This is a genomic window from Micromonospora zhanjiangensis (genome assembly GCF_042650605.1).
Classification (GTDB): Bacteria; Actinomycetota; Actinomycetes; order Mycobacteriales; family Micromonosporaceae; genus Micromonospora_J; species Micromonospora_J zhanjiangensis.
This window is the reverse complement of record NZ_JBHSBN010000009.1, coordinates 68,756-94,458: the sequence shown is the minus strand read 5'-3', so window position 1 is coordinate 94,458 and position 25,703 is coordinate 68,756. Positions and strand designations below refer to the sequence as shown.

Sequence of the window (25,703 nt, the reverse complement as noted above, 5' to 3'; positions counted from 1 at the left end):
GATCCGTCGCTGCGGCGTCGGGCCACCGGTCCGCGTGAACGCTCGGCGCGAGTCGGCATGGGGGCGGTGGGTGCGGGGTAGCGTCGGGCCATGCGGTTCGCCCAGATCGAGACCACCAAGCCCATTTCCAAGATCGGCCTCGGCGCCTGGCAGTTCGGCTCGCGGGAGTGGGGCTACGGTCCGGAGTACGAGAAGCGGGCCCACGAGATCGTCCGCCGGGCCCTGGAACTCGGGGTGACCCTGTTCGACACCGCCGAGATGTACGCGTTCGGGCGCAGCGAGCGGATCCTCGGCGCGGCGCTCGGCGAGGACCGGTCGAAGATATTCCTGGCGTCCAAGATCTTTCCGCTGTTGCCGGTGGCGGCGGTCGTGCAGCAGCGCGCGGTGGCCTCGGCCGGGCGGCTCGGTGTCACCTCGCTGGACCTCTACCAGGTGCACCAGCCGAATCCGGTGGTCCGGGACGGCACCACCATGCGCGGCATGCGGACCCTGCAGGACGTCGGCCTGGTCGACGAGGTCGGGGTCAGCAACTACGGCCTGCGGCGCTGGCGGTACGCCGAGGCGGTGCTCGGCCGGCGGGTGCTGTCCAACCAGGTGCAGTACAGCCTCGCCCACCGTGCCCCGGAGGACGACCTGCTGCCGTACGCGCAGAGCGCCGGGCGTCTGGTGATCGCCTACAGTCCGCTGGCCCAGGGTTTCCTCTCCGGCCGGTACGGCGCGGACAACCCGCCGGCCGGCGCGGTCCGGCGGGCCAATCCGCTGTTCCTGCCGGAGAACCTGGACCGCGGTGCCCGGCTGCTGGGCACGCTCCGCGAGGTGGCCGACGCGCACGACGCGACGCCGAGCCAGATCGCCCTCGCCTACCTGATCCGGCACCCGTCGGTGGTGGCCATCCCCGGCGCGTCGAGCGTGGAGCAGATGGAACGCAACGCCGCGGCGGCCGACCTGGACCTCACCGACGACGAGTACGCCGCCCTGGCCCGCGAGGCCCGGGCCTTCCGGCCGATCACCGGGGCCGCCGCCCTGCCCAAGCTCATCCAGGCCCGGCGGGCCCGGCGATGACGTCATGTTTGACCCGGAAACAGCAAGGAGAACAGCGCCACCATGGACGACATCACCGCTTTGATCCTGGACGACCACCACGCCTTCCGGAAGGGCTTCGCCCGGCTGGACGACGCCCGCGACGAGGCCGAGCTGCTGGCCGTCTGGGACGCCCTCGCGCTGCACCTGGACATCCACGCCGAGGCGGAGGAGACGATCCTCTACCCGCACCTGGTCAAGCGGGGCGACGACGGTGAGGAGGAGACCGACGACGCGATCGGCGACCACAACAAGATCCGGGACGCCATCGCCGCGGCGAAGACCCACCAGGTCGGCTCGGCCGCGTGGTGGCAGGCGGTCGGCCGGGCCCGCACCGAGAACAGCGAGCACCTGGCCGAGGAGGAGGACGAGGCGCTGCCGGACTTCCGGCGTAACGCCAGCGTCGAGCTGCGGGCCGAGTTGGGTGCGCAGTGGCTGAAGTTCTATGGCGAGCACCCCCGGGGTCGTGGCCTCACCTTCGCCGACAAGGACCCGCAGCAGTACATCGAGGACCATCGGTAGGTCGGGCCAGGCCCGGCCGGCCAGGCGCCGTAGCACCCGCACCGGCGGACCCGCGGGCGGCGGCGGGCGCGGCAGCCGGGTGGTCCGCAGCGACGTCGAACCCGGCCGCGCACCCCTCGCCCGGGGGAGGTGCGGGCCGGGCCGGTCGGCCAGAATGGTCGGCGTGTCCATCCGCGCCGTGCTGACTCCGCTGGTCAGCGGCAGCACCTACCGCCGGGGCGTGTTCCTGCTGCTCGGCGGGGTACTGCTGCTGCCGTACCTGCTGCTCGCCTCGGTGTTCGGGCAGATGCTGGTGCGCGCGGACGTACCCCGGTCGTTGGTCGGGCTGCTGATGGCGGTGGCCGCGGTGATCGGTACGGTCCCGCTGTTCCTGGGCGGCGCCCGGGCCCTGGAGATCACGGCCGCCCGCTCGTTGCTCGGCGTCGACCTGCCCGACCCGGCCCCTGGCCACCCGCCCGACCGGGAGACCCGGCTGCGGGCCGCGCTGTGGATCGCCACCCACCTGGCCGCCGGTGGGCTGGTGATGTTCGGCCTGATCAGCGCGTTACCGATGGCACTGGTGTTCGTCGCGCAGCAGCTCGGTCTCGGCGCTGACGTCGTGGCCGGGCAGCCGCTCGGACCGCTCACCGGGTACGCCCCGGGCCGGCTCGCCCTGCTCGGCGTGCTGGTCCTGGTGGCGATGGCGTACGCGGTGGCCGGGCTGGGCGCGTTGGCCCGGTTGATGGCGCCGGTGCTGCTCGGCCCGTCGCAGACCGAGCGGATCGCCGCCCTGGAGGCCCGAGCCGGGCGGCTGGCCGAGCGCAACCGGCTGGCCCGCGAGCTGCACGACTCGGTGGGGCACGCGCTGACCGTGGCCACCCTCCAGGCCGGCGCCGCCCGGGAGCTGCTGGACCGGGACCCCGAGTTCGCCCGGCGCGCCCTGACCGCCATCGAGGAGACCGGCCGCGCCGCGATGGACGACCTGGACCACGTCCTCGGCCTGCTCCGCGAACGCGACCCGGAGAACACCGCACAGGACCGGGACGACGCGGCGCGGCGGTCCGGGGGCGGCGTCGGGCCCGGCCCGGACGACGTACCGCCGGGCGCCGGACCCCGGCCGGCGCCGCAGCGTACGCTGGCCGACCTCGACCGGCTGGTCGCCGACACCCGGGCCACCGGGATGCCGGTCGCCGTCGAGGTGAACGGGCCGCTCGACGGGTTGCCGGCCGCCGTCTCCCGGGAGGGGTACCGGATCGTGCAGGAGGGGCTGACCAACGCGGCCCGGCACGCCGGTGGTGCGCCGGTGACGCTGCGGCTCGACGTACCGGAAGGGATCCTGGAGATCGAGCTGGTCAACGCGCTGGCCGGCGGTCGGGCGGTGACCCGGTCCGGCCGGGGCCGCGGTGGCCGTGGGCTGCCCGGCATGCGCGAGCGGGTCACCCTGCTCGGTGGGTCGATGAGCGCCGGACCGGACGGTACGACCTGGCGGGTCGCGGTCCGGCTGCCGCTGTCCGACGCGGCGGGCGGACGGCGGTCGTGATCAGGAGGACTTCGGCCGGCCCGGGCTCGGCATCATGAGCGGGCGGGGGAGCGGCGACATGAGCATCGGGGTGCTGATCGTCGATGACGACGAGCTGATCCGGGTCGGCCTGCGGGCCATCATCGACGCGCAACCGGACCTCACCGTGCTGGGTGAGGGCGCCGACGGGGCCGAGGTGCCGCCGCTGGTGGCCCGGCTCCGACCCGACGTCGTGCTGATGGACGTCCGGATGCCGGCCATCGACGGGATCCAGGCCACCCGCCACCTGGTCACCACCTCGGCCACCCCGCCGCGGGTCCTGGTGATCACCACCTTCGAGAACGACGAGTACGTCTACGAGGCGCTGCGCGCCGGCGCCAGCGGGTTCCTGCTCAAGCGGGCCCGGCCGACGGAGGTGGTCGAGGCGATCCGGGTGGTGGCCCGGGGCGAGTCGCTGCTCTTCCCGGCGGCGGTCCGCCGGCTGGTCGCCGCCCACGCTCCCGCCGGATCCGGTGACCGGTTGCGCGGTGCCCGGCTGACCGACCGGGAGGCCGAGGTGCTGCGGCTGATGACCACCGGCCGGTCCAACCAGGAGATCGCCGGCGAGCTGGTGGTCGGGGTGGAGACGGTGAAGACCCACGTCGGCAACGTGCTGATGAAGCTCGGCGTCCGGGACCGCACCCAGGCCGTCATCGCCGCGTACGAGTCCGGCTTCGTCACCCCGGCGGGCTGACGGGGCGAGGTCTGGGTTCCGGCGGTCGTCGTGGCTCCGTCGCGGCGTCGGCGGGCCGCGGTCGGGGTCGTTACGCGGCCTCAGGGGCGGCAGCGGATCTCGCCGTGCGGGACGACGATCCAGCCGTCGTCGTCGGCGGCCCACTCCCGCCAGCCGGCCGCGATCCGGCGCAGGTCGTCCCGGGTCGCCGCCCCGCTGTCGACGAGCTGGCGGGCCAGGTCCGACTCCTGGATCCGGTGCGCCCACATGTCGCCCCACCAGCTCCGGTCCGCCTCGTCGGAGAAGCACCAGATGCTCGCCGTGGCGGTGATGTCGGTGCAGCCGGCGGCCCTGGCCCACGACTTCAGCCGGCGCCCGGCGTTCGGCTCGCCGCCGTTGGCCCGGGCCGCCCGCTGGTAGAGCGCCAGCCACTCGTCCAGTGCCGGTACGGCCGGGAACCAGGCGAAGGCGGCGTAGTCGCTGTCCCGGGCGGCCACGATCCCGCCCGGCCGGCACACCCGGCGCATCTCGCGCAGCGCCCGGACCGGGTCGGCCACGTGTTGCAATACCTGGTGGGCGTGCACCACGTCGAACGAGTCGTCGGCGAACCGCAGCGCGTGCACGTCGGCCACGACGAAGTCGACGGTGTCCCGGGCGCGGCCCGCCACCTCGGCGCGGGCCAGGTCCAGCACGGCCGCGTCCGGCTCCACCGCGGTCACCCGGCCGGGCGCCACCCGGGCGGCGAGGTCGGCGGTGAGGGTGCCCGGCCCGCAGCCGATGTCGAGTAGCGTGGCCCCGGCCGTCAGGTGCGGCAGCAGGTAGCCGGCCGAGTTCTCCGCGGTGCGCCAGCGGTGCGAGCGCAACACCGACTCGTGATGCCCGTGCGTGTAGCGAGCGGCTCCGGTCGTCATGCCGCCGACGCTATCTCTCTATCCCATATTGTAGAACATATCTCTCACGTTGTGGAATGCGGCGGTAGGTGAGGGGCGGGTCCGGTGAGTTTGTGCGCGTTGAGTGTCGTTCCCGTGACACTCGATGCGCACGAACCGGCGGCTGCCGGGCCCGGCGCCGGGCCCGCGCCGGGCGGGTGAGTTGATGGGCGCTCGAAGTGGCGGCGAGATAGCGTCGGTCGGGTGACAGAGACCTATCTCGCCCCACCGGCCGAGCTGCCCGGCACGCTCGGTGCGCTGCGCGCCGCCGGGCACCGCCACCGGAGCGTCAAGGCCGAGCTGCGGGACAACCTGCTGGCCCGGATGCGGTCGGGCGCCGAGCGGTTCCCCGGCATCGTCGGCTACGACGACACGGTCCTGCCGGAGGTCGAGCGGGCCCTGCTCGCCGGACACGACATGGTGCTGCTCGGCGAGCGCGGGCAGGGCAAGACCCGGCTGATCCGGGCGCTCGGGCAACTGCTCGACGAGTGGACCCCGGTGATCCCCGGCTCGCAGCTCAACGAGCACCCGATGCACCCGGTCACCCCGGCCGCCCGGCAGGCGGTCGCCGACGCCGGCGACGACCTGCCGATCGGCTGGCTGCACCGGTCGATGCGGTACGGCGAGAAGCTGGCCACCCCGGACACCAGCGTCGGGGACCTGATCGGCGACGTGGACCCGATCCGGATCGCCCAGGGGCGTACCCTCGGCGACCCGGAGACCATCCACTTCGGCCTGGTACCGCGGACCAACCGGGGCATCTTCGCCGTCAACGAGCTGCCCGACCTGGCCGAGCGGATCCAGGTGGCGCTGCTCAACGTGCTGGAGGAACGGGACATCCAGGTCCGCGGCTACCAGCTGCGGCTGCCGCTGGACCTGCTGCTGGTGGCCAGCGCCAACCCGGAGGACTACACCAACCGGGGCCGGATCATCACCCCGCTCAAGGACCGGTTCGGCGCGGAGATCCGTACCCACTATCCGCTGGACCTGGAGCTGGAGCTGGACCTGATCCGGCAGGAGGCCGAGCTGGTCGCGTCGGTCCCGGAGCACGTGTTGGAGGTACTGGCCCGGTTCGCCCGCAACGTGCGCGAGTCGCCGTCGGTGGATCCCCGGTCCGGCGTGTCGGCTCGGTTCGCCATCGCCGCCGCGGAGACCGTCTCGGCCGCCGCCCTGCGCCGCTCCGGCCTGCTCGCCGGGGCCACCGCCGCCGGGTCCGCGGCAGCCGCCGCCGGGTCCGCGGCAGCCGCCGCCGGGTCCGCGGCCACGGCCGCCGGGTCCGAGCCGGCAGCCGGGGCCGCCGCGCCGGCCAGCGCCGATTCCGTCGCGTCCGGTGCCGAGCAGCCGGTGGCGCGGGTGGGGGACGCGGTGTCGGTGACCAGTACGTTGCGCGGGAAGGTGGAGTTCGAGTCGGGCGAGGAGGGTCGGGAGATCGAGATCCTCGGCCATCTGCTGCGGACCGCGACGGCGGAGACGTTCCGGGCCCGGCTGGCCGGGTTGGACCTGTCCGGCTTCACCGCGCTGGTGACCGAGGGCGCGGTGATCGAGACCGGTGAACTGGTCGACTCGGCGGAGCTGCTGCGCCAGGTCGGCACCGTACCGGGGCTGGCCAAGGTGCTCGACCGGCTCGGACTCGGCGACGCGCCGAGCCCGGGTGAGGCCGCCGCCGGAATCGAGTTCGTGCTGGAAGGGCTGCACCTGACCCGGCGACTGGCCAAGGACCTGACCGACGACGGCCGGACCCGCTACGGCGCGGGCCGCGGCGACGGCGGCCGGTCCTCGGGCGGGTTGCGGGGCTGACCCGGTGGACCGGTATTCGCACGGCAACCGCTTCCGGTACGGCTCCTGGCGCGGCGGCCCGGATCCGCTCGCCCCGCCGTACGACGTACGGGCGGCGGTGGACGCGGTCGGCGAGCAGGTGCTGGCCGGCGGCAGTCTCCGGGACGCGCTGCGGGACCTGCTGCGGCGCGGCCCGGACGGCCGCGGCGGCCTGGACGACCTGCGCGCCCGGGCCCGCCGGCTGCGCCGGGAGGCGATGCGCCGGGGCGACCTGGACGGCGCGGTGACCCGGTCGCAGGCCCTGCTCGACCAGGCCCTCGCCGCCGAACGGGAGGAACTGGCCGGCCGGGACGACGACACCGCCCGGTTCAACGAGGCGGTGCTGGACAACCTGCCCCGCTCCACCGCCCGCGCCGTCGAGGAACTGTCCGGCTACGACTGGGCCAGCGACGAGGCGCGGCAGACCTACCAGCGGATCCTCGACGGGCTCCGGGACGAGGTGCTCGGCCAGCGGTTCGCCGGGATGCGGGACGCGCTGCGGTCGTCGGCCGCCGACCCGGCCGCCCAGCGCCGGCTGGCCGAGCTGATGCACGACCTCAACGACCTGCTGGCCCGGCACGCCCGGGGCGAGGACACCACCGACGCGTTTGCCGAGTTCATGCGCCGGCACGGCGAGTTCTTCCCGGAGCGACCCGAGTCGGTCGACGAACTGGTCGACGCGTTGGCCCGCCGGGCCGCGGCCGGGGAGCGCCTGATGAACTCGCTCTCGCCGCAGCAGCGCGAGGAGCTGTCCCGGTTGATGGAGCAGTCGCTGGGCGCCGGGCTGGCCGGTGAGCTGGCGCAACTGGACGCCAACCTGCGTACCCTGCGTCCCGACCTGGCCTGGGACCGGCGCGAGCGGATGCGCGGCGACCAGCCGCTCGGCTACGGCGAGGCGACCGGGGCGCTGTCCGAGATCGCCGAACTGGACGACCTGCTCGACCAGCTCGGCCAGGAGCATCCCGGCGCCACCCTGGACGACGTGGACGTCGACGCGGTGCGCCGGTCGCTGGGCCGGGACGCCGCCGACGACGTACGGCGGTTGCGGGAGCTGGAGCGGGAGCTGCGCCGGCAGGGCTGGGTCACCCGGGACGCGGAGGGCCTGACGCTCAGCCCGAAGGCGCTGCGCCGACTCGGCGGCACCGCGCTGCGTACCGTCTTCGCCGACCTGGCCGGCGGCCGGCGCGGCCAGCACGACCTGCGCTCGGCGGGCGCCGCGGGCGAGGTCACCGGCGCGTCCCGACCCTGGGAGTACGGCGACGAGCAGCCGCTGGACGTGGTCCGCACGATCGCCCGGGCGGTCCGCCGGGGCGGTGCCCGGGTGCCGGTCCAACTGGCCGTCGAGGACTTCGAGGTGGTGGAGACCGAGCGCCGGGCGTCGGCCGCGGTGGCCCTCTGCGTGGACCTCTCCTTCTCGATGATCTCCGAGGGTCGCTGGGGGCCGATGAAACAGACCGCCCTGGCCCTGTCCCACCTGGTCGCGACGAGGTTCCCGCAGGACGCGCTGCAGATCATCGGCTTCGGCCGGGAGGCGGCCCCGCTGACCCAGCAGGAGCTGGCCGGCGTCGAACCGGACGGGCTGCAGGGCACCAACCTGCAGCACGCGCTGCGGCTGGCCGGCCGGCACCTGCGCCGGCACTCCGGGTCCGAACCGGTCGTGCTGGTGGTCACCGACGGCGAGCCGACCGCGCACCTGGATCCGACCGACGGCGAGGCGTTGTTCCACTGGCCGCCACTGGCCGAGACGATCGAGGCGACCGTGGTGGAGGTGGACAACCTGACCCGGTACGGGGCCACGCTGAACCTGTTCATGCTCGGCGAGGACCCGGGCCTGCGCCGGTTCGTCGACGCGGTGGCCCGGCGCAGCGGGGGCCGGGTCTTCACCCCGGACGCGGCTGACCTCGGCCGCTACCTGGTCGCCGACTACCTCCGCGCCCGCCGCGGCCGCCGAGCCGGCTGACCCGCCGGACCGGCTGACCCGCCGAGCCGGCTGACCCGCCGGACCGGCTGACCCGCCGGACCGGCTGACCCGCCGGGCCGGCTGACCCGCCGGGCCGGCTGACACCCGGGAGGGTTGCGTCCGGTCGGTGGCCGGCCGGCGGTCGGTGGGGCCCCCTATCGTGAGCGGCATGGACACCGCCGTGCTGCGCCGGGCGTACGACGTGTTGTTCGCCGAGATCGCCGCCGGCGGGTTCGGCCGACCGCCGGACGGGCAGTGGACCGCCGAGCGGGTGGTGGCGCACGTGGTCAGCAGCGACGTGCTGTTCGCCGAGGCCACCGAGGCGGTGCTCGCCGGCTCGCCGTACGCCTACTACGACCACGACGCGATCGGCCGGTCGCAGCTGGACGAGCTGGTGACCGAGTGCGCCGGCCTGGCCGGTCTGACCGATCGGCTGCGGTCCGGCAGCGGGCGGATCTGCGCGCTAATCGACCGGCTCGGCCCGGAGGCGGCCGGCGTGCCCGTCGAGACGCACATCCACGACGGCGACCGGATCGTGATCGACGAGCCGCTGCCCTGGGGTCGGGTGGTGGATATCCACGAACGGGTGCACCTGCCCGCGCACACCGACCAGCTCCGGGCGCTGCGCCCGGACCCGGCGTGATCCGCGGATGGCACGGACCGCGCCGCGGCGCCGCCACCGCCGGCCCGTGGAGGTGGACGGCCGGTCGGTCACGGTCCGGAACCGGTCCGTGGCGCCGGCTGATCCACCCGCCCTACGGGTCACCATGAAACGGATTCCGGGGCAACCCGCATTGGCGACCATGGCTCTATCCTGAGAGGCTTCACAGGAAGAATCGTCGGCACGGCCGGCCGGTCATCGACACCGGCGAGCGACGAGCACGTATCCGGCACGGGGGCACCGGCACGCCGCCCCCGCCTGCGAACTGGCGTTTGCGCCATCGGCCCGCGAGGGGACTGGTACACCATGCGACGAGTGAACGCACGGTTGCGCACGACCCGGGACCGGCGATGGACGCGGTGAGCGACCTGATCGACCGGGCCCTGCAGGTCATCACCGGCTGGGATCCGACCACGCTGGCGCTGATCGCCGGGGGGTTCGCCGCGCTGGAGGCGACCGCGCTGGTCGGGCTCTTCCTGCCCGGGGACATCGTGGTGCTGCTGGCCGGTTCCACCGCGCACACACCGGCGCGGTTCGCCCTGGTGGCGGCGGCGTCGACGGTCGGCACCTTCACCGGCGAGCTGGCCGGCTACACCATCGGCCGGACGCTGGGGTCGCGGCTGCGGACCGGGCGGATCGGTCGGCTGATCGGTCCGGACCGCTGGGACCGCGCCGAGGCGTACCTGAGTGGCACCGGCGGTCGGGTGCTGGTGCCGATCCGGTTCGTCTCCATGCTGCACGCGGTGGCACCGATCGTGGCCGGTTCGGTGCGCATGCCGTTGCGCCGGTTCGCCGGCTGGGCCGGGTTGGGCGCGGCGGTCTGGGCGCTGGTGTACGTCGCCGTCGGCGCCGCCGCCGGCACCGCCTACCGGCAGTACGGGCACCTCGGGCTGGGCCTGTCGGTGCTGGTGCTCGCCGGCGCGGCGGTGCTGCTGGGCGTCCGGTCCCGGCTGCGGGCCCGCCGCGCCCGCAAGGCCGCCGAGGAGTCGGCGGTGCGGGTCACGGCCGCGACCGACCCGGCCACGACCGATCCGGCGGGAGCCGCACCCAATTTGTCCGGGACGTCATCGGCGGCGACGCCCGGCGAGGGTTCCGCGTCGTACCCGGCGGAACCCCCGGCGCCGGCCGGCGACCCGGACGAGACCGCGGCAGCGGCGCGGGCGGTGGCCGGGCAGACGGGCGGACGCGGCGGGATCCGGTCCGGCCGCCGGTGACCGGACGGGCCGGTCAGACCGGGGCGCGCAGGTCGTCCTCGGGGGCCCGGAACGTCCGCCGGTAGGCGCTCGGCGAGACCCCGATCCGCCGGTGCAGTTGCTGCCGCAGCGCCGCGGTGGTGCCGAACCCCGACCGGTGGGCCACCTGGTCGACCGCCAGGTCGGTGCTCTCCAGCAACAGCCGCGCGTGGTCGGTGCGCTGCTGGAGCAGCCAGTCGGTGGCGCTCATCCCGGTCTCCTCGCGGAACCGCCGGGTGAAGGTGCGGACGCTCATGTTGGCGTGGCCGGCCAGGTCGCGCAGGGTCAGCGGCTCGTGCAGCCGGCGCCGGGCCCAGTCCCGGGTGGCCCCGGTGCCGCTGTCGGTGACCGCCGGCACCGGTCGCTGGATGAACTGCGCCTGACCGCCGTCGCGCCAGGGCGGCACCACGCACCGCCGGGCGGCCAGGTTGGCCACCGCGCTGCCGTGGTCGGTGCGCACCAGGTGCAGGCACAGGTCGATCCCGGCGGCGACCCCGGCCGAGGTGAGCACCTGTCCGTCGTCGACGAACAGCACGTCCGGGTCGAGCCGGACCCGGGGGTGCAGGGTGCGGAACCGGTCCGCCCAGGCCCAGTGCGTGGTGGCCGGCCGACCGTCCAGCAGCCCGGCGGCGGCCAGCACGAACGCGCCGGTGCAGATCGACACGATCCGCGCCCCCCGGCGGTACGCGTCGCGCAGCGCGGCCGTCACCGTCGGGTCGACGGTGCCGTCGGTCAGCGGCGGACCGCCGTGTACGCCGGGGACGATCACCGTGTCGGCCTGCTCCAGCAGCTCCAGGCCGTGCTCCGGCAGGACCTGGTAGCCGGCCGAGGAGCGGACCGGCGCGCGGCCGGGGGTGCAGACCTCGATCCGGTAGAGCGGGACGTTGCCGTCGGCCGTACGGGCGCAGTGGAAGACCTGGCCCGGGGTGCCCAGGTCGAGGCCCACCACGTCGGGCAGGGCGAGGACGGCGATCCGGTGCCGGGAGAGGGCCATGGCCCGATTGTTGCGCAGCATGGCTTTCCGGCCACTCGTCGGGGCGTACCCGGCGGGGTGAGACTGCCCGGGTGAGTCGTCATCGCCTGATCCACCCGGCCTGGCTGGTCGCCGCCGTCACCTTCGTGGCGCTGGTCGGCGCCGCCGGTTTCCGGGCCACCCCGTCCGTGTTGCTGCATCCGCTGCACGCCGAGTTCGGCTGGCCGTTGGCCACCATCTCGGCCGCCGTCTCGGTCAACCTGATCCTGTACGGCCTGACCGCCCCGTTCGCCGCCGCCCTGATGGACCGGTTCGGCGTACGCCGGGTGGTGGCCGGGGCGCTGGTGCTGGTCAGCGCCGGCAGCGGGCTGACCGTGTTCATGACCGCGAGCTGGCAGCTCGTGCTGTGCTGGGGCGTCCTGGTCGGCCTGGGCACCGGCTCGATGGCGCTGGCCTTCGTGGCCACCGTCACCGGTCGCTGGTTCGTCCGGCACCGGGGCCTGGTCACCGGGGTGCTCACCGCCGGCGGGGCGGCCGGTCAACTCGTCTTCCTGCCGCTGCTCGCGGTGGTGGTCCGCGACCACGGTTGGCGTACCGCCGCGCTCATCGTCGCGGCGGCGGCGCTGGTGGTCGTACCGCTGGTGGGTTGGCTGCTGCGCGACCACCCGGCGGATCTCGGCCTGCCGCCGTACGGGGGCGAGGAGCTGGTGCCGGTGCCGGCCGCGACCGGTGGTGGGGCGGCGAGCCGGGCGCTGCGCGCCCTCGCCGCGGCGGCCCGGACCCGGCCGTTCTGGCTGCTGGCCGGCGGGTTCGCGATCTGCGGCGCGACCACCAACGGCCTGGTCGGCACCCACTTCATCCCGGCGGCGCACGACCACGGCATGCCGGAGACCACGGCCGCCGGGCTGCTCGCGCTGGTCGGGCTCTTCGACATCGTCGGTACGGTCGCCTCGGGCTGGCTCACCGACCGGGTGGACAGCCGGCTGCTGCTCGGCGCCTACTATGCGCTGCGCGGCGCCTCCCTGCTGGTGCTGCCCAGCCTGTTCGCCGCGACCACCGGCCCGAGCATGCTGGTGTTCATCGTCTTCTACGGCCTGGACTGGGTGGCCACCGTGCCGCCCACGGTGGCGCTGTGCCGGGAGTACTTCGGCGCGAGCGGGCCGGTGGTGTTCGGCTGGGTGTTCGCCGCGCACCAGTTCGGCGCGGCGCTGGCGGCCACCGCCACCGGTCTGGTCCGCGACCAGCTCGGCAGCTACGCGCTGGCCTGGTACGTGGCCGGTGCGCTGTCGGTCGGCGCGGCCGTGCTGTCGGTGCTGCTGCGCCGGCGCCGGACCACCGGCCCGATCTTCGAGGTGCCGCCCGCCCCGGTCCCGGCCGCCGCCGGCTGGCGCCTGCGTCCCGAGGACGCCTGAGGCCCCGGGTCAGGCGGCGGTCCATTGTTGGTTGGCGCCGCCGTTGCAGGTGAACTGGCGCAGTTCGGTGCCGGGTTCGGTGCTCAGGTCGGGCACGGTGAGGCACTTGCCGCTGTTGACGTTGACGGCCGTCACCGCCCCGTCGCCGTTCGGGCCCGGGACGACCCGCCACTGCTGATTCGGCGCGGCGGTGCAGGTCCGCTGGTGCACCTCGGCCTCCTCGTCGGTGCTGGCGTCGTCGACGTCCAGGCACCGGCCGCTGGCCGAGTTGACCAGCGTCACCCAGTCCGACCCGGCCGAGGTGGCCAGCCAGAGCTGGTCCGCCGCGCCGGTGCACGGGTCCTGCCGGGCGGCGGCACCCTCCGGGTCCGCCGTGCCGTCCACGGCCAGGCAGAGCGACGACGCCAGGGATCGGAACGCCCGGGGCGCCGGCTCGCCCGGCGGGGCCGACGCGGACCCGGCCGGGGTCGGCTGCGCGCTCGCGGCCGGGTCGTCGGTCACGGTGTCGCCGGGCGTCCCGGTCGCGCCGGCGGCGGAAACCACGACGGGGTTCGGCTCGTCGTCACCGCGGAGCACCCCGGTGGCGAAAAGGACCCCCAGCAGTACGCCGACCGCGCCGACGGCCAGCGCGACCATCATGGGCCGGTCCCGGTGCGGCTTCGCCCCGACCGTCCCGCCGTAGACCGTGCCCCCGACCGGCCGACCGGCCGACGTTCCCGGCGTCGACGCTGCCGGACATGGCCGCGAAGACGGCGTACCGGCGGGCAGCGCTCGCGGCGGCTGCGCCCCCGGGGTGTCCGAGGACTGCGCCGGCAGTGCCCGGGTCGCTCCTGCGGGGGGTGCCGACCGCGCGGCCGGGAGCGCCGGCGGTTGTCCCGCGGAAAGTGCCCGGGGCGGTGCCGCCGGCCGGCCGGTCGGCGCGGCGGGTGATGCCGGCCGGTCCTGGTCGGATGAGGAACTGGGCATGACCGCATGGTGGCCCACCCGCCCCGGTCAGGGCCAATCGGCCCGCCGTGGGGCGGTCATCGGACCGGGGCGCGGGCCGGACCCACCCGGCAGGATCGCGGGGCCCGTCAGGTCGGGTAGCCGCGCAGCAGGCGGGCCAGCCGTTCCACGACCGGGCGGGCGTGCGGGTGCAGGCGGTCGGGCTCCAGGCCGGCGTCGCCGAGCACGGCGAGCAGCGCGGAGTCGCTCAACGCGTACACGGTGAACGAGCCGGAGTCGGTGCGGACCGTCGAGTCGCGGAACGGCCGGTGGTGCAGCGCCATGGCGCTCTGCCGGCCGATCTGCATCACCGCGGCGGCCAGCGTGGCGACGTCGTACGGCTGGGTGTCCGGGCCGAGGTCGTGCGCGATGAGCAGCCCGTCGATGCCGGCGACCACGCAACCCCGGACGCCGGGGACCCGGTCCCACAGGGCGGCGAACTCGGCGTGCAGGGCGGGCCCGTGCTGGGCCATCGGCGACGGGTCCAGCGTCGGCGGCGGCCCGAGGTCGCGTTCGGCGAAGGACGCCGCCGGTGCCCGGCGTGGCAACGGGGAAGCGGACACCCTGGGTGCGGTGTCCATGGCGTCGCGGTACGACACTGGTCGGCCTCCGATGCTTTGCAGCGCGTAAGAGGGGTCACGCCCGGCTGTCGGAGCCTGCACTGACGGGCGTGCGCGAGGACGTCCGGGAAGAACCGCCCCTGCGGGCACCTAACTTACTGTGTTCGCCGCTCCTCGTGAAGAGGCAGGAACCGGCAGAAATTCGCAGGCCAGAGGCGTTGATCACGTACCGTTTGGATACGTAGAGTAATTACGGGCGAGGGGTGGGCGGGATACCCGGATCCGCCCGTACGGCTCGAACACGGTCGATGCGACGGGGCGGCGCTGGTAGACAGCCGGTAGTAGGTTTCCTGTTACCGGACGGACACGAAGAGGGGTGGTGCGCGTACCGTGCGATCCCCCTTCGAGGACCCGCCCAGTCAACCGGTCGACGAGCCGTTCGGCCCGCCGGACATCGAACCGCCTCCGCGTTCGTCGGCCGGCCGGTCCACCCGGCAGGACCTCACCGACACCACCCTGCTGGTGATCGCGGTCGTCGCCGGCGCGCTGTCCAACGGCTGGCCGGAGACCCGGTTCCAGTGGATGCTGCTGGTGCTGGCCGCGCTGCTGGCGGCCGTCGCCCCGCACACCCCGCTGCGCGACTACCTGCGCGAGCGGGCCGGCCGTGGGCTGCGCGGCCGGTGGTTGCCCCGACCGCCGTCGCCGCGCCGGGCGGCCGGGCGCTCGCCCGGGCCGTCCCGCCGGCGCCGGTGGTTGCTGGTCGCCCTCGCCGTGCTGCTCGCCGCCGGGTTCGGCCGGTCGCTGGTCAGCGCCGGCAGCGGCGCGCTGGAGTGGACGTCGGTCCGGCTGTTCGGCTGCGACCAGCCGACCGAGTTGGCGGTGCTCACCACCCCGGAAGGGCTGACCACCGCCCGCCGGCTCGTCGACGCGTACACGATGGACAGCGCGCGGCGGCACCAGGGCTGCCCGACGGTGGGTGCGCACGTCTACGCCGCGCCCGCCGACCAGGCCCGGGAGGCCCTGCGGGGCGGCTGGCAGGGCAGTGCGCTGCGGTCGATCGGGCCGCGGCCCGCCGTCTGGCTGCCGGGCTCCAGCCGGTACGCCCTGGGTGACCCGGCGGTCAGCTCCAACGGCCTGCTCGTCGCGGCGCCCCGGGTGTCGCTCGCGGCCACCCCGCTGGTCCTGGCGGTGCCCAGCCGGACACTGCCGGAGAACGCGCAGCGGACCGGCCTGACCTGGACGGATCTGCTCGACGGGCTACCCGCGCTGGGATTGGCCCCCGGGGTCGCCCGACCCGACCCGCTCCGCTCGGTCACCGGCGAGTTCGCCACCGTGGCCATGTACGCCAGCGCCGGCGGCGACCCGAGCCGGCTGGCCGAACCGGCGGTCGATCCGGGACTGGCCCCGGCGAGCCGGATCCGCGAGATCGAGAGCGGCGTCGCGACGGCCCTGGACACCGGCGGCTACCCGATCGGCGACGCGCTCGACCTGCTCTGCCGGCAGCGCGGCCTGGACCGGCCGGCCGCGGCCCTGGCCCTGACCGAACAACAGGTGGTCCAGTACAACTCCGGCGAGCCGCTGGGGGACCGGTGCCCGGGCGCGGGCGAACCACCGCCGGAGCGGACCCTGACGGCGCTCTACCCGAGCGACACGCTCCACCTCGACCAGCCGCTGATCGAACTGCGGTGGAAGGACCAGTCGGCCCGGCAGGCGGCCCAGGTGACCGAGCTGCGCTCCTGGCTGACCGCCGAACCGGGCAAGCGGGCGCTGACCTCGGCCGGGTTGCGTCCGCCGAACTGGCCGGTCAGCGGCCCGCTCAGTGAACGGTTCGGCGCGCGCTCCGACGTCGTCTTCCCGCCGGTCCAGCCCACCGACCGGGTGCTGTCGGACGCCCGGACGAACTGGCAGGCCGCCCAGCGACCCGGCCGGGTGCTGCTGCTGTTGGACGGTTCCGGGTCGATGCGCGAGCCGGTCGGCCCGGCCGGTCCGACCCGGTTCGACGTGGCGACCCGCGGCGTCGGCCGGCTGTCGGACCGAATGGGTGCCCGGGACGAGTTCGGCCTCTGGGTGTTCCACGGTCCCGGCCGGACCCCGCAACGGTTGCTGCCGTTCGCCGCCGGCGGTGTCACGGCCGACGGGACGCCCCGCCGGGACGCCGTGGCCGCGGCCCTGCGGACGGTACGCCCGGCCGGCGACACGCCGCTGTACCGGGCGATCGTGGACGGGGTCGGCGCGCTCGGACCGGCTGGCCCGGACCGGGTCCGGGCGGTGGTGGTGCTCACCGACGGTGTCGACGAGGGCAGCGACGTGACCGCCGAGCAACTGGTGGCGGCCGGTCGGGCCGCCGCGGCCCGGGTGTTCGTCGTCTCGGTGGGCGAGGCGCGCTGCTCCGCCCCGCCGATCCGGCAGGTCACCGGCTCGACCGGCGGAGCCTGCTACGAGACGGACTTCACCAGCCTGGCGTCCCGGCTGGACGCCTTGGTGGACACCCTGTGGAGCGGCGGAGGGGGGCAACGGTGAGGCGGCCGGACCGGACAGCGGTGGGTGCGGCGGTGCGGCGGCACCCGGGCCGTACCGGATTCGTCGCGGGCCTGGCGGTCGGCGCGGTCGTGGCGATCCTGGTCGCCGTGGCGCTGCCGGTGCTGCTGCGCGACCGCGCCGGGCCGGAACCGGGCACCCTGGTGATCCTCAGCGGCACCGACGACGGGTACGGCGGTCAGCGCCAGGCGCTGATCGACCAGTGGAACGCGCTCGGCGACCGACCCCGGGCGGAGATCGTCCCGGTGACCGGCGGCACCGACGCCGAACGGGACGAGATGCTGGTCCGGGCCCAGGCCGGCGGCGGTGACGTGGACATCTACAACCTGGACGTGCCGCGGATGGCCGAGTTCGTGGACGCCGGGTACCTTCGCCCGCTGGACGAGGACCGGCTCACCGACCTCGACGGTTTCCTGGAGAACCCGCTGAACAGCTGCCGGCGCGCCGGCCGGCTCTGGGCGTTGCCGTTCAACACCGACGCCGGGCTGCTCTACTACCGGGCCGACCTGGTCCCAGCCGCCGAACCCCCGTCCAGCTGGCCGGGGATCGTCAGCTGGACCGAGAAGGCGCTCGCCGGCCCACCGCCGAAACCGCCGGTGGGCGGCGGCCCGGCCGCACCGGCGCCGGTGGCCGGCTACACCGGGCAGTTCGCCGACTACGAGGGCCTGACCGTCAACGCGCTGGAGGCGATCTGGGCCGCCGGCGGCGACGTGGTCGACCGGGACGGCAACGTGGTCATCGACAGCCCCGAGGCCCGGGACGGGCTGACCCGGCTCGCCGTCGGCCTGGGCCGGGGCAACCCGCAGATCGTCCTGCCCGACTCGACGACCTTCAAGGAGGCCGAGGCGGCGCAGGCGTTCCGGGACGGCAAGGTGGTGTTCATGCGCAACTGGCCGGTCTGGTACCAACGGTTCGCCGGCGGGGAGTCGGGTCGCCCGCCGGTGCCGTTCGGGGTGACCCGGGTGCCCGGCCGCAGCGTCCTCGGTGGGCAGAACCTGGCGGTCGCCGCGCACAGCCGGCACCCGCGGGCGGCGCAGGAACTCATCGAATTCCTCACCAGCGCCCGCAGCCAGCAGATCCTCTTCGAGCGCGGCGGGTTCGCCGCCACCCGCGAGGTCGTCTACCACGACCAGCAGGTCCGCAAGGTCTACCCGTACGCGGACACCCTGCTGGACGCGGTCAAGCAGGCCCGGCTGCGCCCGGACACCCGCTACTACGCCGAGTTCAGCCGGGTGTTCCGGGAGGGCGTACGGCAGGCGCTGGCGAACGGCGGGCAGCTGCCGGCCGGCTTCTCCGACCGGTTGTCCAGGGCACTCAAGGGGGTCCGCTGAGCCGGCCGCCGGGCTACTCGGTTCTGCGGCGTCGGTCAGGCGCCGCTCAGCGGACTTTCAGGTCACGGTGGTGCAATGGACGGCACGCGCCGGGACACCGCGGGGAAGGAGATCGGAATGGGTTGGTTTTCCCGGCGGCCGCGCGCCGCCGAACCGACACCGACGAAGCTCGACCGGGAGGCCACCGCCCAGGACTTCGCCGAGCTGGCGGCGTTCGTGGCCGCGCGGCACGGCGTGGAGTTCTACCTCGAACCGGAGACCACCGCCACCGACACCACCGTGGTCGCCATCGCGCACGACGGGGAGTGGATCCGGCGGCGCACCGGTTCGCCGTACGCGGCCGGCAAGTTCGCCCGCAAGCACGGCGTTCCGCTGTACGAGGCGGCCAAGGTGGGCTACCCGGAGCGGATGCGGGTCTGGAACCGCAACCACCCCGAACGCCACGCCCGCTGAGCCGGGGCGCCTACCCCTCGGCCCGCCTCCGGACGAAGACACCCTCGCCCTGGCGTCCTTCGATCAGGCCCTCCGCCTTGAGGATCAGCAGCGCCGTCCGGACCGAGCCATAGGACACGCCGTACGTCTCGATCAGCCCCTGGGTGGTCGGTAACTGATCACCGGGTTTGAGCGTTCCGGCAATGATCTGGTCACGGATGGCGGACGCCACCCGCTCGTACTTGGGTGTGTTCACGGTGTCTCCCTGGCTCGCGGAGCCAAGTCAATCACCCGGAAGTTGACAGCGTCTATAACGTCGACAGTGTCGACAATGTCGACGTCCGGCTATAGGCTGTGGTCGTTCTCCCTGGCTCGCAACCGGGAGAGCGTCGATGCGAAGGCGGCCCGGGGCGGAGTTCGCAGCTCCGTTCCCGGGCCTTGACCGGGAAGGAGCCCGGCCCATGCGCAATCTACCCAACCCTGCTCATCCACCCTGGTGTCTGTGCGGTCCGGACTGTGCGTCGGGTGGCGGTCTTCATTTGTCCCGGCTGGTCAGCGCGGCCGCGCGGGGCGACGAGGTGATCCAGGTGAGTGTCGCCCGATGGCGAATGGACGTCGGGCCGGCCAGCCCGGACGGTGTACTGCTGGAGCTGTCGGTCGGTGCGGACGTCGAACGGTGGCCGATTGACCGTGCTCAGGCGACCAATCTCGTGTCGATCCTGCTGGACCTGCTACGCCAGCCGGGTCGGTCCCTGCCCCGCGTCGCCTGAGTACGTCGGTCAGGGGTTCCCCACGTCAGTTGAGATCGCAGTTGCAGTTTGCGGTTCATGCCTTCGGTCGTTCGGCGATGCCGCCGTGCTGCGGCATCGCCGAACGGTCCGGGGTCTGGCCGGCCACCGTCGGTCCCATGTGTCGTTCTGCGGTTCGGCTGAGCCAAGAGGTTCGATGAGGCTGGGTGCGGTTGTTGTCGTCCGGGCAGCAAGAACTGTGCAATGCCTGGGCGATTACGGTCAGAGGTCGCGGCGCATGCAGAGGCGGGGCCAACGGTCGAGGCCGTGGGCGGCCTCCCGGGCCCGGACGGCCCGCAGACCGGGGGTCACCTCCGCGTCGGCGAGCGGCCGGAAGCCGCAGCGCCGGTAGTACGGCGCGTTCCACGGCACCTCGACGAAGGTGGTCAGGGTCAGCGCCGGGACTCCGGCGGCCCGGGTCAGCCCGGCGACGTGCTCGATCAGGGCCCGGCCGAGGCCACGGCGGGCGACGTCCGGGTGGACCGAGACCTGCTCGATGTGCCGGTTGCCGTCGACCGGGTCGGCGATCAGGTACGCCACCGACCGGTCCGTCCCGTCGACGGTGACCCAGGCGTTCCCACTGCGCTGGTAGCCGGCCAGCTCGTCCAGCGAGGCGGGCTCGTCATCGGCCACCTCGGGCATCCCGAAATCCCGGAAGGCCCGGCCCGCGGCGATCTCGATCTCCTGCAACCGGACGAAGTCGTCGGGTCGCGCCGCTCGGATCCGCATCGGCCCATTGTTCGACCCCGGTCGTGCCGCACGCCACTCGATTTCCGGCGCCCCGTCCGGCGCCAGGTGCGTGCGGTGGCGTTGGTGGGTACACCAGGGATGTGATCATTCTTTTCGGCTTCCGTACCTCGGTGCACCGGCTCGGTGTCGCCACCTTCGTCTGCCGCAACTGCGGCAACGCCGCCGGGCAGGTGGTCAGCCGGCGGGTCACCAAGTTCACCCTGTTCTTCATCCCGCTGATCCCGGTCCGCACGAAGTACGGCACCCAGTGCACCTTCTGCGGCGCGGCGTACGACATCAGCCGGGAGGAGGCGACGCGGCTCACCGTGGCCGGGTGATCTCCGGCGGTTAGGGTGGGCACGACATCGGGGGGAATCGTGCGAAACCATCCGACCGTCGTACTGGTGGCGGTGCTGCTGTCGACGGTCACGCTGCCGATCTCGCTGACCGGGGCGTCGGTGGCGCTGCCGGACATCGGGGCCGACCTGGGCGCCGGTCTGGCCCCGGTGCAGTGGGTGGTGAACGGCTACAACGCCACCTTCGCCAGTTGCATGCTGGCCGCCGGGGCGCTGGCCGACCTGCTCGGCCGGCGGCGGGTCTTCGCCGTGGGGGTCGCGACCTTCGTGGTGGCCGGGCTGGCCAGCGCGCTGGCCGACGACATCGTGCTGCTCGACGTCGTACGCGCGGTCGCCGGGATCGGCGCGGCCGCCGCCGGCACGGCCGCGTCCGCCCTGCTGGCCGGGGCCTTCTCCGGGCCGGCGCGGACCAGGGTGTTCGGGTTGTTCGGCACGGCGATCGGGGCCGGGCTGGCGTTCGGCCCGTCGATCGCCGGGCTGCTGATCGAGGCGTTCGACTGGCGGGCGGTGTTCGCCGGTCCGGCGCTGGTCGGGTTGCTCGTGCTCGGCCTGGTGCCGCTGCTGCCGCCGGACCGGCAGGCCCGCGCCGTCGAGGCGGGATCAGGTGCGGCCCGCGCCGTCGGGGCGGGAGCTGGTGACGCCGGAGCAGGTGGCGCAGGCGTGGCCGGCGGCGGGCGGCGGATCGACTGGGCCGGCGCGGCGTCGTTCACGGCCGCGCTGCTGCTGTTGATCTTCGGATTCGTCGAGGGACCGGCACTGGGCTGGGCGGATCCGGTCATCGTCGTGGCGTTCGCCGGTTCGGCCGTACTGCTGGGGGTGTTCGTGCTGGTCGAGCGGCGCCACCCGGAGCCGATGTTCGACCTCGGCCTGCTGGCGAGCCCCCGGTTCCTCGGCATCTGCCTGGCGGCGGGCGTGATCGTGACCGTGCTGGTGCCGCTGCTGGTCTACCTGCCGTCGTATTTCACCGGGGTGCTGCGGTGGGGTCCGGGCCGGGCCGGCGCGACGTTGATCCTGCTCACCGCGCCGACCCTGGTGCTGCCCCTGCTCGGTGCCGTGCTGAGCCGGTTGCTGTCCGCGACGGCGGTGATCGTCGCCTCGGTGGCGCTGGTCGGGGCCGGGGCGGCCTGGCTGACCGTGCTCGGCCCGGGCTCCGGGCCGGGCGGCCTGGCGGGCCCGCTGTTGACCATGGGAGCGGGGATCGGTCTGTCGATCGGGCTGCTCGACGGGTTGGCGGTGGGCAGCGTGGCGCCGGCCCGGGCCGGCACCGCCGCCGGCATGATCAATACGGCCCGGCTGGCCAGCGAGACCATCGCCATCGCGGTGGTCGGTTCGGTGCTGGCCACCACCACCTGTGGCCGGCTGGCCGATCCCGGCTTCACCGCCGGCCTGCACACCGTGCTCTGGTCACTGGCCGGGCTCGCCGGGGTGGCGGTGTTCGCGACGGCGGTGCTGCTGCGACGCGGTACGTCGGCGGTCGACCGGATGGCGCACGACGGCGTCACCGTCGATTGAGCATCCGCCGGAAAGCCCGATCAGAAATATCACCCTCAGTAACCTTGCATGAGGTCATCCATATGACAAAGGCACTTATTGCTGGAGGTCACCGGTACTTGTACGTTTGCTCGGATGGGGGACTCCGCGGAAGAGCTCGAACGCCACATCTCGGCCCTGAGAGCTGCGGTGCGGGACGCCGTACTGGCCGGTGACCGGGCGCGCAGCGACCGGCTGCGGGACGAGCTGCGCGCGGTGGAACGCGGCTGGGACGAGGCCGTCGCGGCGCTGGAGGTCACTACTTTCCGTGGAAGTTCCAGGCTCGTCCCGGCACAGCGTCGCCCGGGTCGACCGCCCGGCCCTCGGCTGTCGATCCGGGAACAGGTGCACCACGCCCTGACGCTGCTGTCCGTACCGGCCGCCCCGAAGCTGATCATCGAGGTGCACGCCGCCTTCCTGGGCGCCGGGGAGATCGTCAACGCCCGGCTCACCCATCAGCGGCGGGACGAGGAGCGCTCGTTCCGGACCGCGCCGTACACCCGGCCGTACTACCTCTGCTCGGCGCTCAACCTGGACCTGCTCGGCCCGGTCCGGGGGTTGCTCGCCGTCTCCACCTGGCCGCTGGAGCGGCGGATCATCGGACCGCTCAGCCCCCGGGTCGACTTTCTCACCGCGGCGATCCAGGTTGCCGGCCAGGTGGACCGGCTGCCGTCCCGGCCGGACGGGCCGGCCCCGGCGGTGGCCCGGCTGCTGTGGCGGTTCGCCGCGAACATCCCCGGCGCGGCGGACAGCCTGGACACCATGCACCCGGCCGCGGTGGCCGAGGCGGCCCGCGCCGAACGCGCCGTGCACGAGGCGGCCGACGCCGAGCACCGAGCGGCCGGCGCGGTCCGGGCGCGCGAGCGGCTCGACGAGATCGAGCTGCTGTTCGGCGCCCGTTCCCGCTGACGGAAACACATCCGGGAATCAGTGACGCAACCCGAACGGTCCGTCACGCGTGTTTGCCTCGACGGGATCGTCGCCTCGCCACGGTCGAGGCGGAGCGGGACGTCGAGGCGGAGCGGGATGACAGGGGACGGATGGTGAATCGTTGGTGGCAGGTGCCGGGGCGGCGGTACCGACAGTTGCGGGAGACCCGCCGTACCGCGATCGAGGCGCTGCGCCTGGCGACCGAGACCGCGCGGGCGCTGGAACGGGTGCTGCAACGGGAAGTCGAACTGGAGCGGGACCTGGCGGCGCTGCGTGAATCCCGCCCGGAGCGGGACCGGTGAGGCTCGGCTGGGGGGTCGACGGCGACACCTGGCGGCTGCGCATCGGGCTGCACCCGGAGGACACGCTGGCCGGCATCGGGCAGGACGGGCGGGACATCCAACTGGTGACCGACGGTTGCCGGATCGAGCTGCCGGAGTCAGCCGGCGAACCGCACCCGGACCTGCGGGCCCTGTCGGCCTGGCTGGTGGCGCAGCCGTGGGCGAAGCGGCGGGTGGTGTTCGACCTGCCGGTCTCGCCGGCCTTCGCCGAGGCGGTCGGTCGCGGCTGGGCGGTGGAGGTCGGCCCGGTCGACCCGGAGCTGGCGCCCCGGGCCGCGGGGACGGTCGCCGGCCTGTCGTACAGCGGCGGCCTCGACTCGGTCGCGGTGAGCGCGATGCTGCCGCCGGGCTCGGCGCACGTACACCTGCGCCGGGTTCCGCACCCGCGGGTGCCGAACCGCCGCGGGCTGGCCGAGGTGGCCGCCGCCGAGCGGCTCGTCCGCGCCGCGGGCGAGCGGGACCGCGACGTCCTGGTGGTACGAACGGACCTGGAGTTCCTGACCCTGCCGTTCCCGATGCTGCCGACCTGGCCGGCGTTCGCGGTCGGCCTGGTCCTGCTGGCAGACCGGCGACGGCTGGGCGCGGCCGCCTTCGGTACGGTGCTGGAATCCCGCTTCCTGCGCAACGGTGTCAAGTTCAGCACCGCGGGCGCGTCGCCCTGGGCGGAGCCGTTCGCGGTGGCCGGTGTGCCGATGCTCCGCCCGGCGGCCGGCATGACCGAGGTGCTCACCATGCGGGTGGCGGGCACCTCCGGGCTGGGCGACCTGGCCCGCTCCTGCTTCGCGGGGGAATCGCAACTGCCCTGTCTGGCCTGCGCGAAGTGCCTCCGCAAGGAACTGCTGAACGCCGCGGCGCGGCGCGGCCGGCTGCCGACCCGGCTGCGCCGGCGGCTCCCCGAGTCGCATCCGGTGGCCCGGCGGCTGCTCGACCGGGAGCCGCCGTACTACTTCCAGGACATGCTGGAGTACGCGCTGGCCCGGGTGGACGTGTCCGGACACTGGCTCGATCGGCTGCGGGACCGGTTGCGTCCCACGGTGGCCGGGACCGCCTGGGCCGAACACTACTATCCGCTGGCCCTCGATCTGGAGGTGCCCGCCGCCTGGCGGCCGGCGGCCGAACGGTACGCCCGGGAGCGGATCGGACTGATGACCCCGGCTGAGGTCGAGACGGTCCGTACCTGGGACGCCGCCACCCGGATCGCCGGGAGCTGATCCGCTGGTGCCCGGGGCGGTCGGCCGCCTAGCATGTCGGGCCATGCGTACCCCACCGCTGGACATCGACGGGTTGGCCGGGCCGCTGGTGGTGGACACCGCGCCGATCACCGGCCGGCACGCCATCAGCGTGGGCGGCGAACCGACCTCGGGTACGCCGGCCGGGGAGTACCTGCTGCCGCTGGCCAACGGTGGACTGGTCACGGCGCGGCTGCGGCGCGGCGTGCTCGACCCGTACCCGCGGGTCGAGATCGACGGGGTGAGCCACCGCACCGGGCCGCCGGTGCCGACGGTGCTGCGGGCGCTGGCCCTGCTGCCGCTGTCGCTGGTGCTGCTGAGCGGGTTGCTCGGCGTCGTACTCGGGTTGGCCGGGCTGGCCGGCAACCTGGCCGTGCTGCGGACGGCGTGGCCGGTCGCGGCCCGGGCGGGGTTGATGCTGGTGGTCTTCGCCGCGGCGGTCGCCGGCTATCTGGGGGTCGCCCGGATCGTCGGCTGACCTGCCGCCCGGCTCAGATGTTGGCCCAGTTCAGGTCCTCGAAGACGTAACCGACGAGGTGCCGGTCGGTGTCGAACAGCTCCGCCTCGCCCCGCTGGACCGCGACCAGCGCGTCGGCCGAACGCCACCAGGAGTCGGCCAGCCCGGCCACCTCGGGCAGCGGGGTGAGGGCGGTCATCGCCTCGGTGAGCGTGCGTACCGCCGGGCCGGTCACCCGGCGGACCCGGCCGGCGTTGTCCCGGGCCGCGTAGGCCAGCGCCAGCGACTCGACCCAACCCTCGACCGAGGCGTGCAGGCCGACCCAGGTGTCCATGCCGCAGATGCCGAAGTGGCCCTGGGCGTTGATCCCGAAGCCGTACGGCAGGGCCGAGCGGGGATTGCCGACGGTGACCAGGATGCCGTGCGCGTTGACGTCCGGATCGTCCCCGTCCAGGGTCAACGGCCCGCCGTCGTAACCCGGCGCGGGCGGCAGCACCAGTCCACCCCACCGGGCCTGGAACCACAGCAACTGGTCGACCGCGACCGGTGGTCGGCCGGCCCGGGCCCAGTGCAGCCGGTGCTGCTCGATCATCCAACCCGGCACGTGTACGCCGTGCTGCTGCACGAACCGGCGGGCCCGGTCGGTCAGCCCGGACGAGTCGTCGAGGACATGCTTGCGCTCCGACAGATCCACCGTCCCGCCC

26 protein-coding genes are annotated in these 25,703 nt (G+C 74.3%); 19 read left to right on the top strand and 7 right to left on the bottom strand.

Annotated features, from left to right (window positions below; translation table 11 throughout):
• Window positions 1–90 precede the first annotated feature (90 nt).
• The 4 genes from ACFOX0_RS15610 (at window position 91) to ACFOX0_RS15595 (ending at window position 3,833) form a co-directional block, all read left to right on the top strand.
• Window positions 91–1,062 carry an aldo/keto reductase gene (locus ACFOX0_RS15610; protein WP_377546139.1) on the top strand — a complete coding sequence of 324 codons (972 nt, stop codon included), beginning with the start codon at window positions 91–93 and terminating at the stop codon, window positions 1,060–1,062.
• A gap of 42 nt (window positions 1,063–1,104) precedes the next feature.
• Complete coding sequence (locus tag ACFOX0_RS15605; protein WP_377546137.1) at window positions 1,105–1,602, top strand: hemerythrin domain-containing protein; 498 nt, start codon at window positions 1,105–1,107, stop codon at window positions 1,600–1,602.
• Between the two features lie 163 nt (window positions 1,603–1,765).
• Window positions 1,766–3,121 carry a sensor histidine kinase gene (locus ACFOX0_RS15600; protein ID WP_377546135.1) on the top strand — a complete coding sequence of 452 codons (1,356 nt, stop codon included), beginning with the start codon at window positions 1,766–1,768 and terminating at the stop codon, window positions 3,119–3,121.
• A gap of 58 nt (window positions 3,122–3,179) precedes the next feature.
• Entirely contained in the window at window positions 3,180–3,833 is a 654-nt protein-coding gene (locus ACFOX0_RS15595; protein WP_377546133.1) for a response regulator, read from the top strand.
• Between the two features lie 80 nt (window positions 3,834–3,913).
• Here the strand turns inward: ACFOX0_RS15595 and ACFOX0_RS15590 are convergent, their stop codons facing one another.
• The gene (locus ACFOX0_RS15590; RefSeq protein WP_377546131.1) at window positions 3,914–4,723 is read right to left on the bottom strand and encodes a class I SAM-dependent methyltransferase; all 810 of its coding nucleotides are present in this window, start codon (window positions 4,721–4,723) and stop codon (window positions 3,914–3,916) included.
• A gap of 222 nt (window positions 4,724–4,945) precedes the next feature.
• On the opposite strand from ACFOX0_RS15590, the gene ACFOX0_RS15585 reads away from it, so the two are divergent.
• The 4 genes from ACFOX0_RS15585 to ACFOX0_RS15570 all read left to right on the top strand — a co-directional run bounded on the left by ACFOX0_RS15585 (window position 4,946) and on the right by ACFOX0_RS15570 (window position 10,391).
• Window positions 4,946–6,538 (top strand): magnesium chelatase, encoded by a 1,593-nt coding sequence (locus ACFOX0_RS15585; RefSeq protein WP_377546129.1) that lies wholly within the window; start codon window positions 4,946–4,948, stop codon window positions 6,536–6,538.
• Window positions 6,539–6,542: 4 nt separating this feature from the next.
• A complete protein-coding gene (locus ACFOX0_RS15580) occupies window positions 6,543–8,516 on the top strand; it encodes a vWA domain-containing protein (protein ID WP_377546128.1) in 1,974 nt (657 codons plus the stop codon).
• 169 nt (window positions 8,517–8,685) lie between these two features.
• A complete protein-coding gene (locus tag ACFOX0_RS15575) occupies window positions 8,686–9,159 on the top strand; it encodes a hypothetical protein (protein WP_377546126.1) in 474 nt (157 codons plus the stop codon).
• Between the two features lie 368 nt (window positions 9,160–9,527).
• Complete coding sequence (locus ACFOX0_RS15570) at window positions 9,528–10,391, top strand: DedA family protein (RefSeq protein ID WP_377546124.1); 864 nt, start codon at window positions 9,528–9,530, stop codon at window positions 10,389–10,391.
• 13 nt (window positions 10,392–10,404) lie between these two features.
• Here the strand turns inward: ACFOX0_RS15570 and ACFOX0_RS15565 are convergent, their stop codons facing one another.
• The gene (locus ACFOX0_RS15565) at window positions 10,405–11,403 is read right to left on the bottom strand and encodes a GlxA family transcriptional regulator (protein ID WP_377546122.1); all 999 of its coding nucleotides are present in this window, start codon (window positions 11,401–11,403) and stop codon (window positions 10,405–10,407) included.
• 71 nt (window positions 11,404–11,474) lie between these two features.
• Here ACFOX0_RS15565 and ACFOX0_RS15560 point away from each other — a divergent pair, with 71 nt between their 5' ends.
• Window positions 11,475–12,794, top strand: a complete 1,320-nt coding sequence (locus ACFOX0_RS15560; protein WP_377546120.1) for an MFS transporter — start codon at window positions 11,475–11,477, stop codon at window positions 12,792–12,794.
• A gap of 9 nt (window positions 12,795–12,803) precedes the next feature.
• On the opposite strand, the gene ACFOX0_RS15555 is transcribed toward ACFOX0_RS15560, so the two are convergent.
• Both ACFOX0_RS15555 and ACFOX0_RS15550 read right to left on the bottom strand, forming a co-directional pair.
• Complete coding sequence (locus ACFOX0_RS15555) at window positions 12,804–13,433, bottom strand: RICIN domain-containing protein (RefSeq protein ID WP_377546118.1); 630 nt, start codon at window positions 13,431–13,433, stop codon at window positions 12,804–12,806.
• Window positions 13,434–13,867: 434 nt separating this feature from the next.
• Window positions 13,868–14,359, bottom strand: coding sequence for a roadblock/LC7 domain-containing protein (locus ACFOX0_RS15550; protein WP_377546116.1), 492 nt, complete (start codon window positions 14,357–14,359; stop codon window positions 13,868–13,870).
• Between the two features lie 369 nt (window positions 14,360–14,728).
• On the opposite strand from ACFOX0_RS15550, the gene ACFOX0_RS15545 reads away from it, so the two are divergent.
• The 3 genes from ACFOX0_RS15545 (at window position 14,729) to ACFOX0_RS15535 (ending at window position 18,660) form a co-directional block, all read left to right on the top strand.
• A complete protein-coding gene (locus ACFOX0_RS15545; RefSeq protein WP_377546114.1) occupies window positions 14,729–16,858 on the top strand; it encodes a VWA domain-containing protein in 2,130 nt (709 codons plus the stop codon).
• A gap of 32 nt (window positions 16,859–16,890) precedes the next feature.
• A complete protein-coding gene (locus tag ACFOX0_RS15540) occupies window positions 16,891–18,207 on the top strand; it encodes an extracellular solute-binding protein (RefSeq protein ID WP_377546112.1) in 1,317 nt (438 codons plus the stop codon).
• Between the two features lie 117 nt (window positions 18,208–18,324).
• The gene (locus ACFOX0_RS15535; RefSeq protein ID WP_377546110.1) at window positions 18,325–18,660 is read left to right on the top strand and encodes a hypothetical protein; all 336 of its coding nucleotides are present in this window, start codon (window positions 18,325–18,327) and stop codon (window positions 18,658–18,660) included.
• A 10-nt stretch (window positions 18,661–18,670) separates the two neighbouring features.
• Here the strand turns inward: ACFOX0_RS15535 and ACFOX0_RS15530 are convergent, their stop codons facing one another.
• Window positions 18,671–18,895, bottom strand: a complete 225-nt coding sequence (locus ACFOX0_RS15530; protein ID WP_377546108.1) for a winged helix-turn-helix domain-containing protein — start codon at window positions 18,893–18,895, stop codon at window positions 18,671–18,673.
• A gap of 331 nt (window positions 18,896–19,226) precedes the next feature.
• Here ACFOX0_RS15530 and ACFOX0_RS15525 point away from each other — a divergent pair, with 331 nt between their 5' ends.
• Window positions 19,227–19,409: a hypothetical protein gene (locus ACFOX0_RS15525; protein WP_377546106.1), complete on the top strand. Its 183-nt coding sequence runs from the start codon at window positions 19,227–19,229 to the stop codon at window positions 19,407–19,409.
• 240 nt (window positions 19,410–19,649) lie between these two features.
• On the opposite strand, the gene ACFOX0_RS15520 is transcribed toward ACFOX0_RS15525, so the two are convergent.
• Window positions 19,650–20,156, bottom strand: a complete 507-nt coding sequence (locus ACFOX0_RS15520) for a GNAT family N-acetyltransferase (protein WP_377546104.1) — start codon at window positions 20,154–20,156, stop codon at window positions 19,650–19,652.
• A 101-nt stretch (window positions 20,157–20,257) separates the two neighbouring features.
• Here ACFOX0_RS15520 and ACFOX0_RS15515 point away from each other — a divergent pair, with 101 nt between their 5' ends.
• From ACFOX0_RS15515 to ACFOX0_RS15490, 6 genes are all read left to right on the top strand, one after another.
• Window positions 20,258–20,494 carry a zinc-ribbon domain-containing protein gene (locus ACFOX0_RS15515; RefSeq protein ID WP_377546102.1) on the top strand — a complete coding sequence of 79 codons (237 nt, stop codon included), beginning with the start codon at window positions 20,258–20,260 and terminating at the stop codon, window positions 20,492–20,494.
• A gap of 39 nt (window positions 20,495–20,533) precedes the next feature.
• A complete protein-coding gene (locus tag ACFOX0_RS15510; protein WP_377546101.1) occupies window positions 20,534–22,024 on the top strand; it encodes an MFS transporter in 1,491 nt (496 codons plus the stop codon).
• 114 nt (window positions 22,025–22,138) lie between these two features.
• A complete protein-coding gene (locus ACFOX0_RS15505) occupies window positions 22,139–22,951 on the top strand; it encodes a hypothetical protein (protein WP_377546099.1) in 813 nt (270 codons plus the stop codon).
• Between the two features lie 131 nt (window positions 22,952–23,082).
• Complete coding sequence (locus ACFOX0_RS15500) at window positions 23,083–23,274, top strand: hypothetical protein (protein ID WP_377546097.1); 192 nt, start codon at window positions 23,083–23,085, stop codon at window positions 23,272–23,274.
• Window positions 23,271–24,524 carry a DUF6395 domain-containing protein gene (locus tag ACFOX0_RS15495; RefSeq protein WP_377546095.1) on the top strand — a complete coding sequence of 418 codons (1,254 nt, stop codon included), beginning with the start codon at window positions 23,271–23,273 and terminating at the stop codon, window positions 24,522–24,524. Before ACFOX0_RS15500 ends, ACFOX0_RS15495 begins: the two co-directional genes overlap by 4 nt.
• A 43-nt stretch (window positions 24,525–24,567) precedes the next feature.
• Window positions 24,568–25,020, top strand: a complete 453-nt coding sequence (locus ACFOX0_RS15490; protein WP_377546093.1) for a hypothetical protein — start codon at window positions 24,568–24,570, stop codon at window positions 25,018–25,020.
• 13 nt (window positions 25,021–25,033) lie between these two features.
• On the opposite strand, the gene ACFOX0_RS15485 is transcribed toward ACFOX0_RS15490, so the two are convergent.
• Window positions 25,034–25,693, bottom strand: coding sequence for a hypothetical protein (locus ACFOX0_RS15485; protein ID WP_377546091.1), 660 nt, complete (start codon window positions 25,691–25,693; stop codon window positions 25,034–25,036).
• Between the last annotated feature and the right edge of the window lie 10 nt (window positions 25,694–25,703).

Excerpts from the sequence above, each read along its gene's own strand:
- ACFOX0_RS15500 (WP_377546097.1), top strand. The coding sequence starts at position 23,083 with ATGGTGAATCGTTGGTGGCAGGTGCCGGGGCGGCGGTACCGACAGTTG.
- ACFOX0_RS15590 (WP_377546131.1), bottom strand. The coding sequence starts at position 4,723 with ATGACGACCGGAGCCGCTCGCTACACGCACGGGCATCACGAGTCGGTG.
- ACFOX0_RS15555 (WP_377546118.1), bottom strand. The coding sequence starts at position 13,433 with ATGATGGTCGCGCTGGCCGTCGGCGCGGTCGGCGTACTGCTGGGGGTC.
- ACFOX0_RS15595 (WP_377546133.1), top strand. The coding sequence starts at position 3,180 with ATGAGCATCGGGGTGCTGATCGTCGATGACGACGAGCTGATCCGGGTC.
- ACFOX0_RS15490 (WP_377546093.1), top strand. The coding sequence starts at position 24,568 with ATGCGTACCCCACCGCTGGACATCGACGGGTTGGCCGGGCCGCTGGTG.
- ACFOX0_RS15565 (WP_377546122.1), bottom strand. The coding sequence starts at position 11,403 with ATGGCCCTCTCCCGGCACCGGATCGCCGTCCTCGCCCTGCCCGACGTG.
- ACFOX0_RS15550 (WP_377546116.1), bottom strand. The coding sequence starts at position 14,359 with ATGGACACCGCACCCAGGGTGTCCGCTTCCCCGTTGCCACGCCGGGCA.
- ACFOX0_RS15505 (WP_377546099.1), top strand. The coding sequence starts at position 22,139 with ATGGGGGACTCCGCGGAAGAGCTCGAACGCCACATCTCGGCCCTGAGA.
- ACFOX0_RS15570 (WP_377546124.1), top strand. The coding sequence starts at position 9,528 with ATGGACGCGGTGAGCGACCTGATCGACCGGGCCCTGCAGGTCATCACC.
- ACFOX0_RS15605 (WP_377546137.1), top strand. The coding sequence starts at position 1,105 with ATGGACGACATCACCGCTTTGATCCTGGACGACCACCACGCCTTCCGG.
- ACFOX0_RS15610 (WP_377546139.1), top strand. The coding sequence starts at position 91 with ATGCGGTTCGCCCAGATCGAGACCACCAAGCCCATTTCCAAGATCGGC.
- ACFOX0_RS15535 (WP_377546110.1), top strand. The coding sequence starts at position 18,325 with ATGGGTTGGTTTTCCCGGCGGCCGCGCGCCGCCGAACCGACACCGACG.
- ACFOX0_RS15520 (WP_377546104.1), bottom strand. The coding sequence starts at position 20,156 with ATGCGGATCCGAGCGGCGCGACCCGACGACTTCGTCCGGTTGCAGGAG.
- ACFOX0_RS15575 (WP_377546126.1), top strand. The coding sequence starts at position 8,686 with ATGGACACCGCCGTGCTGCGCCGGGCGTACGACGTGTTGTTCGCCGAG.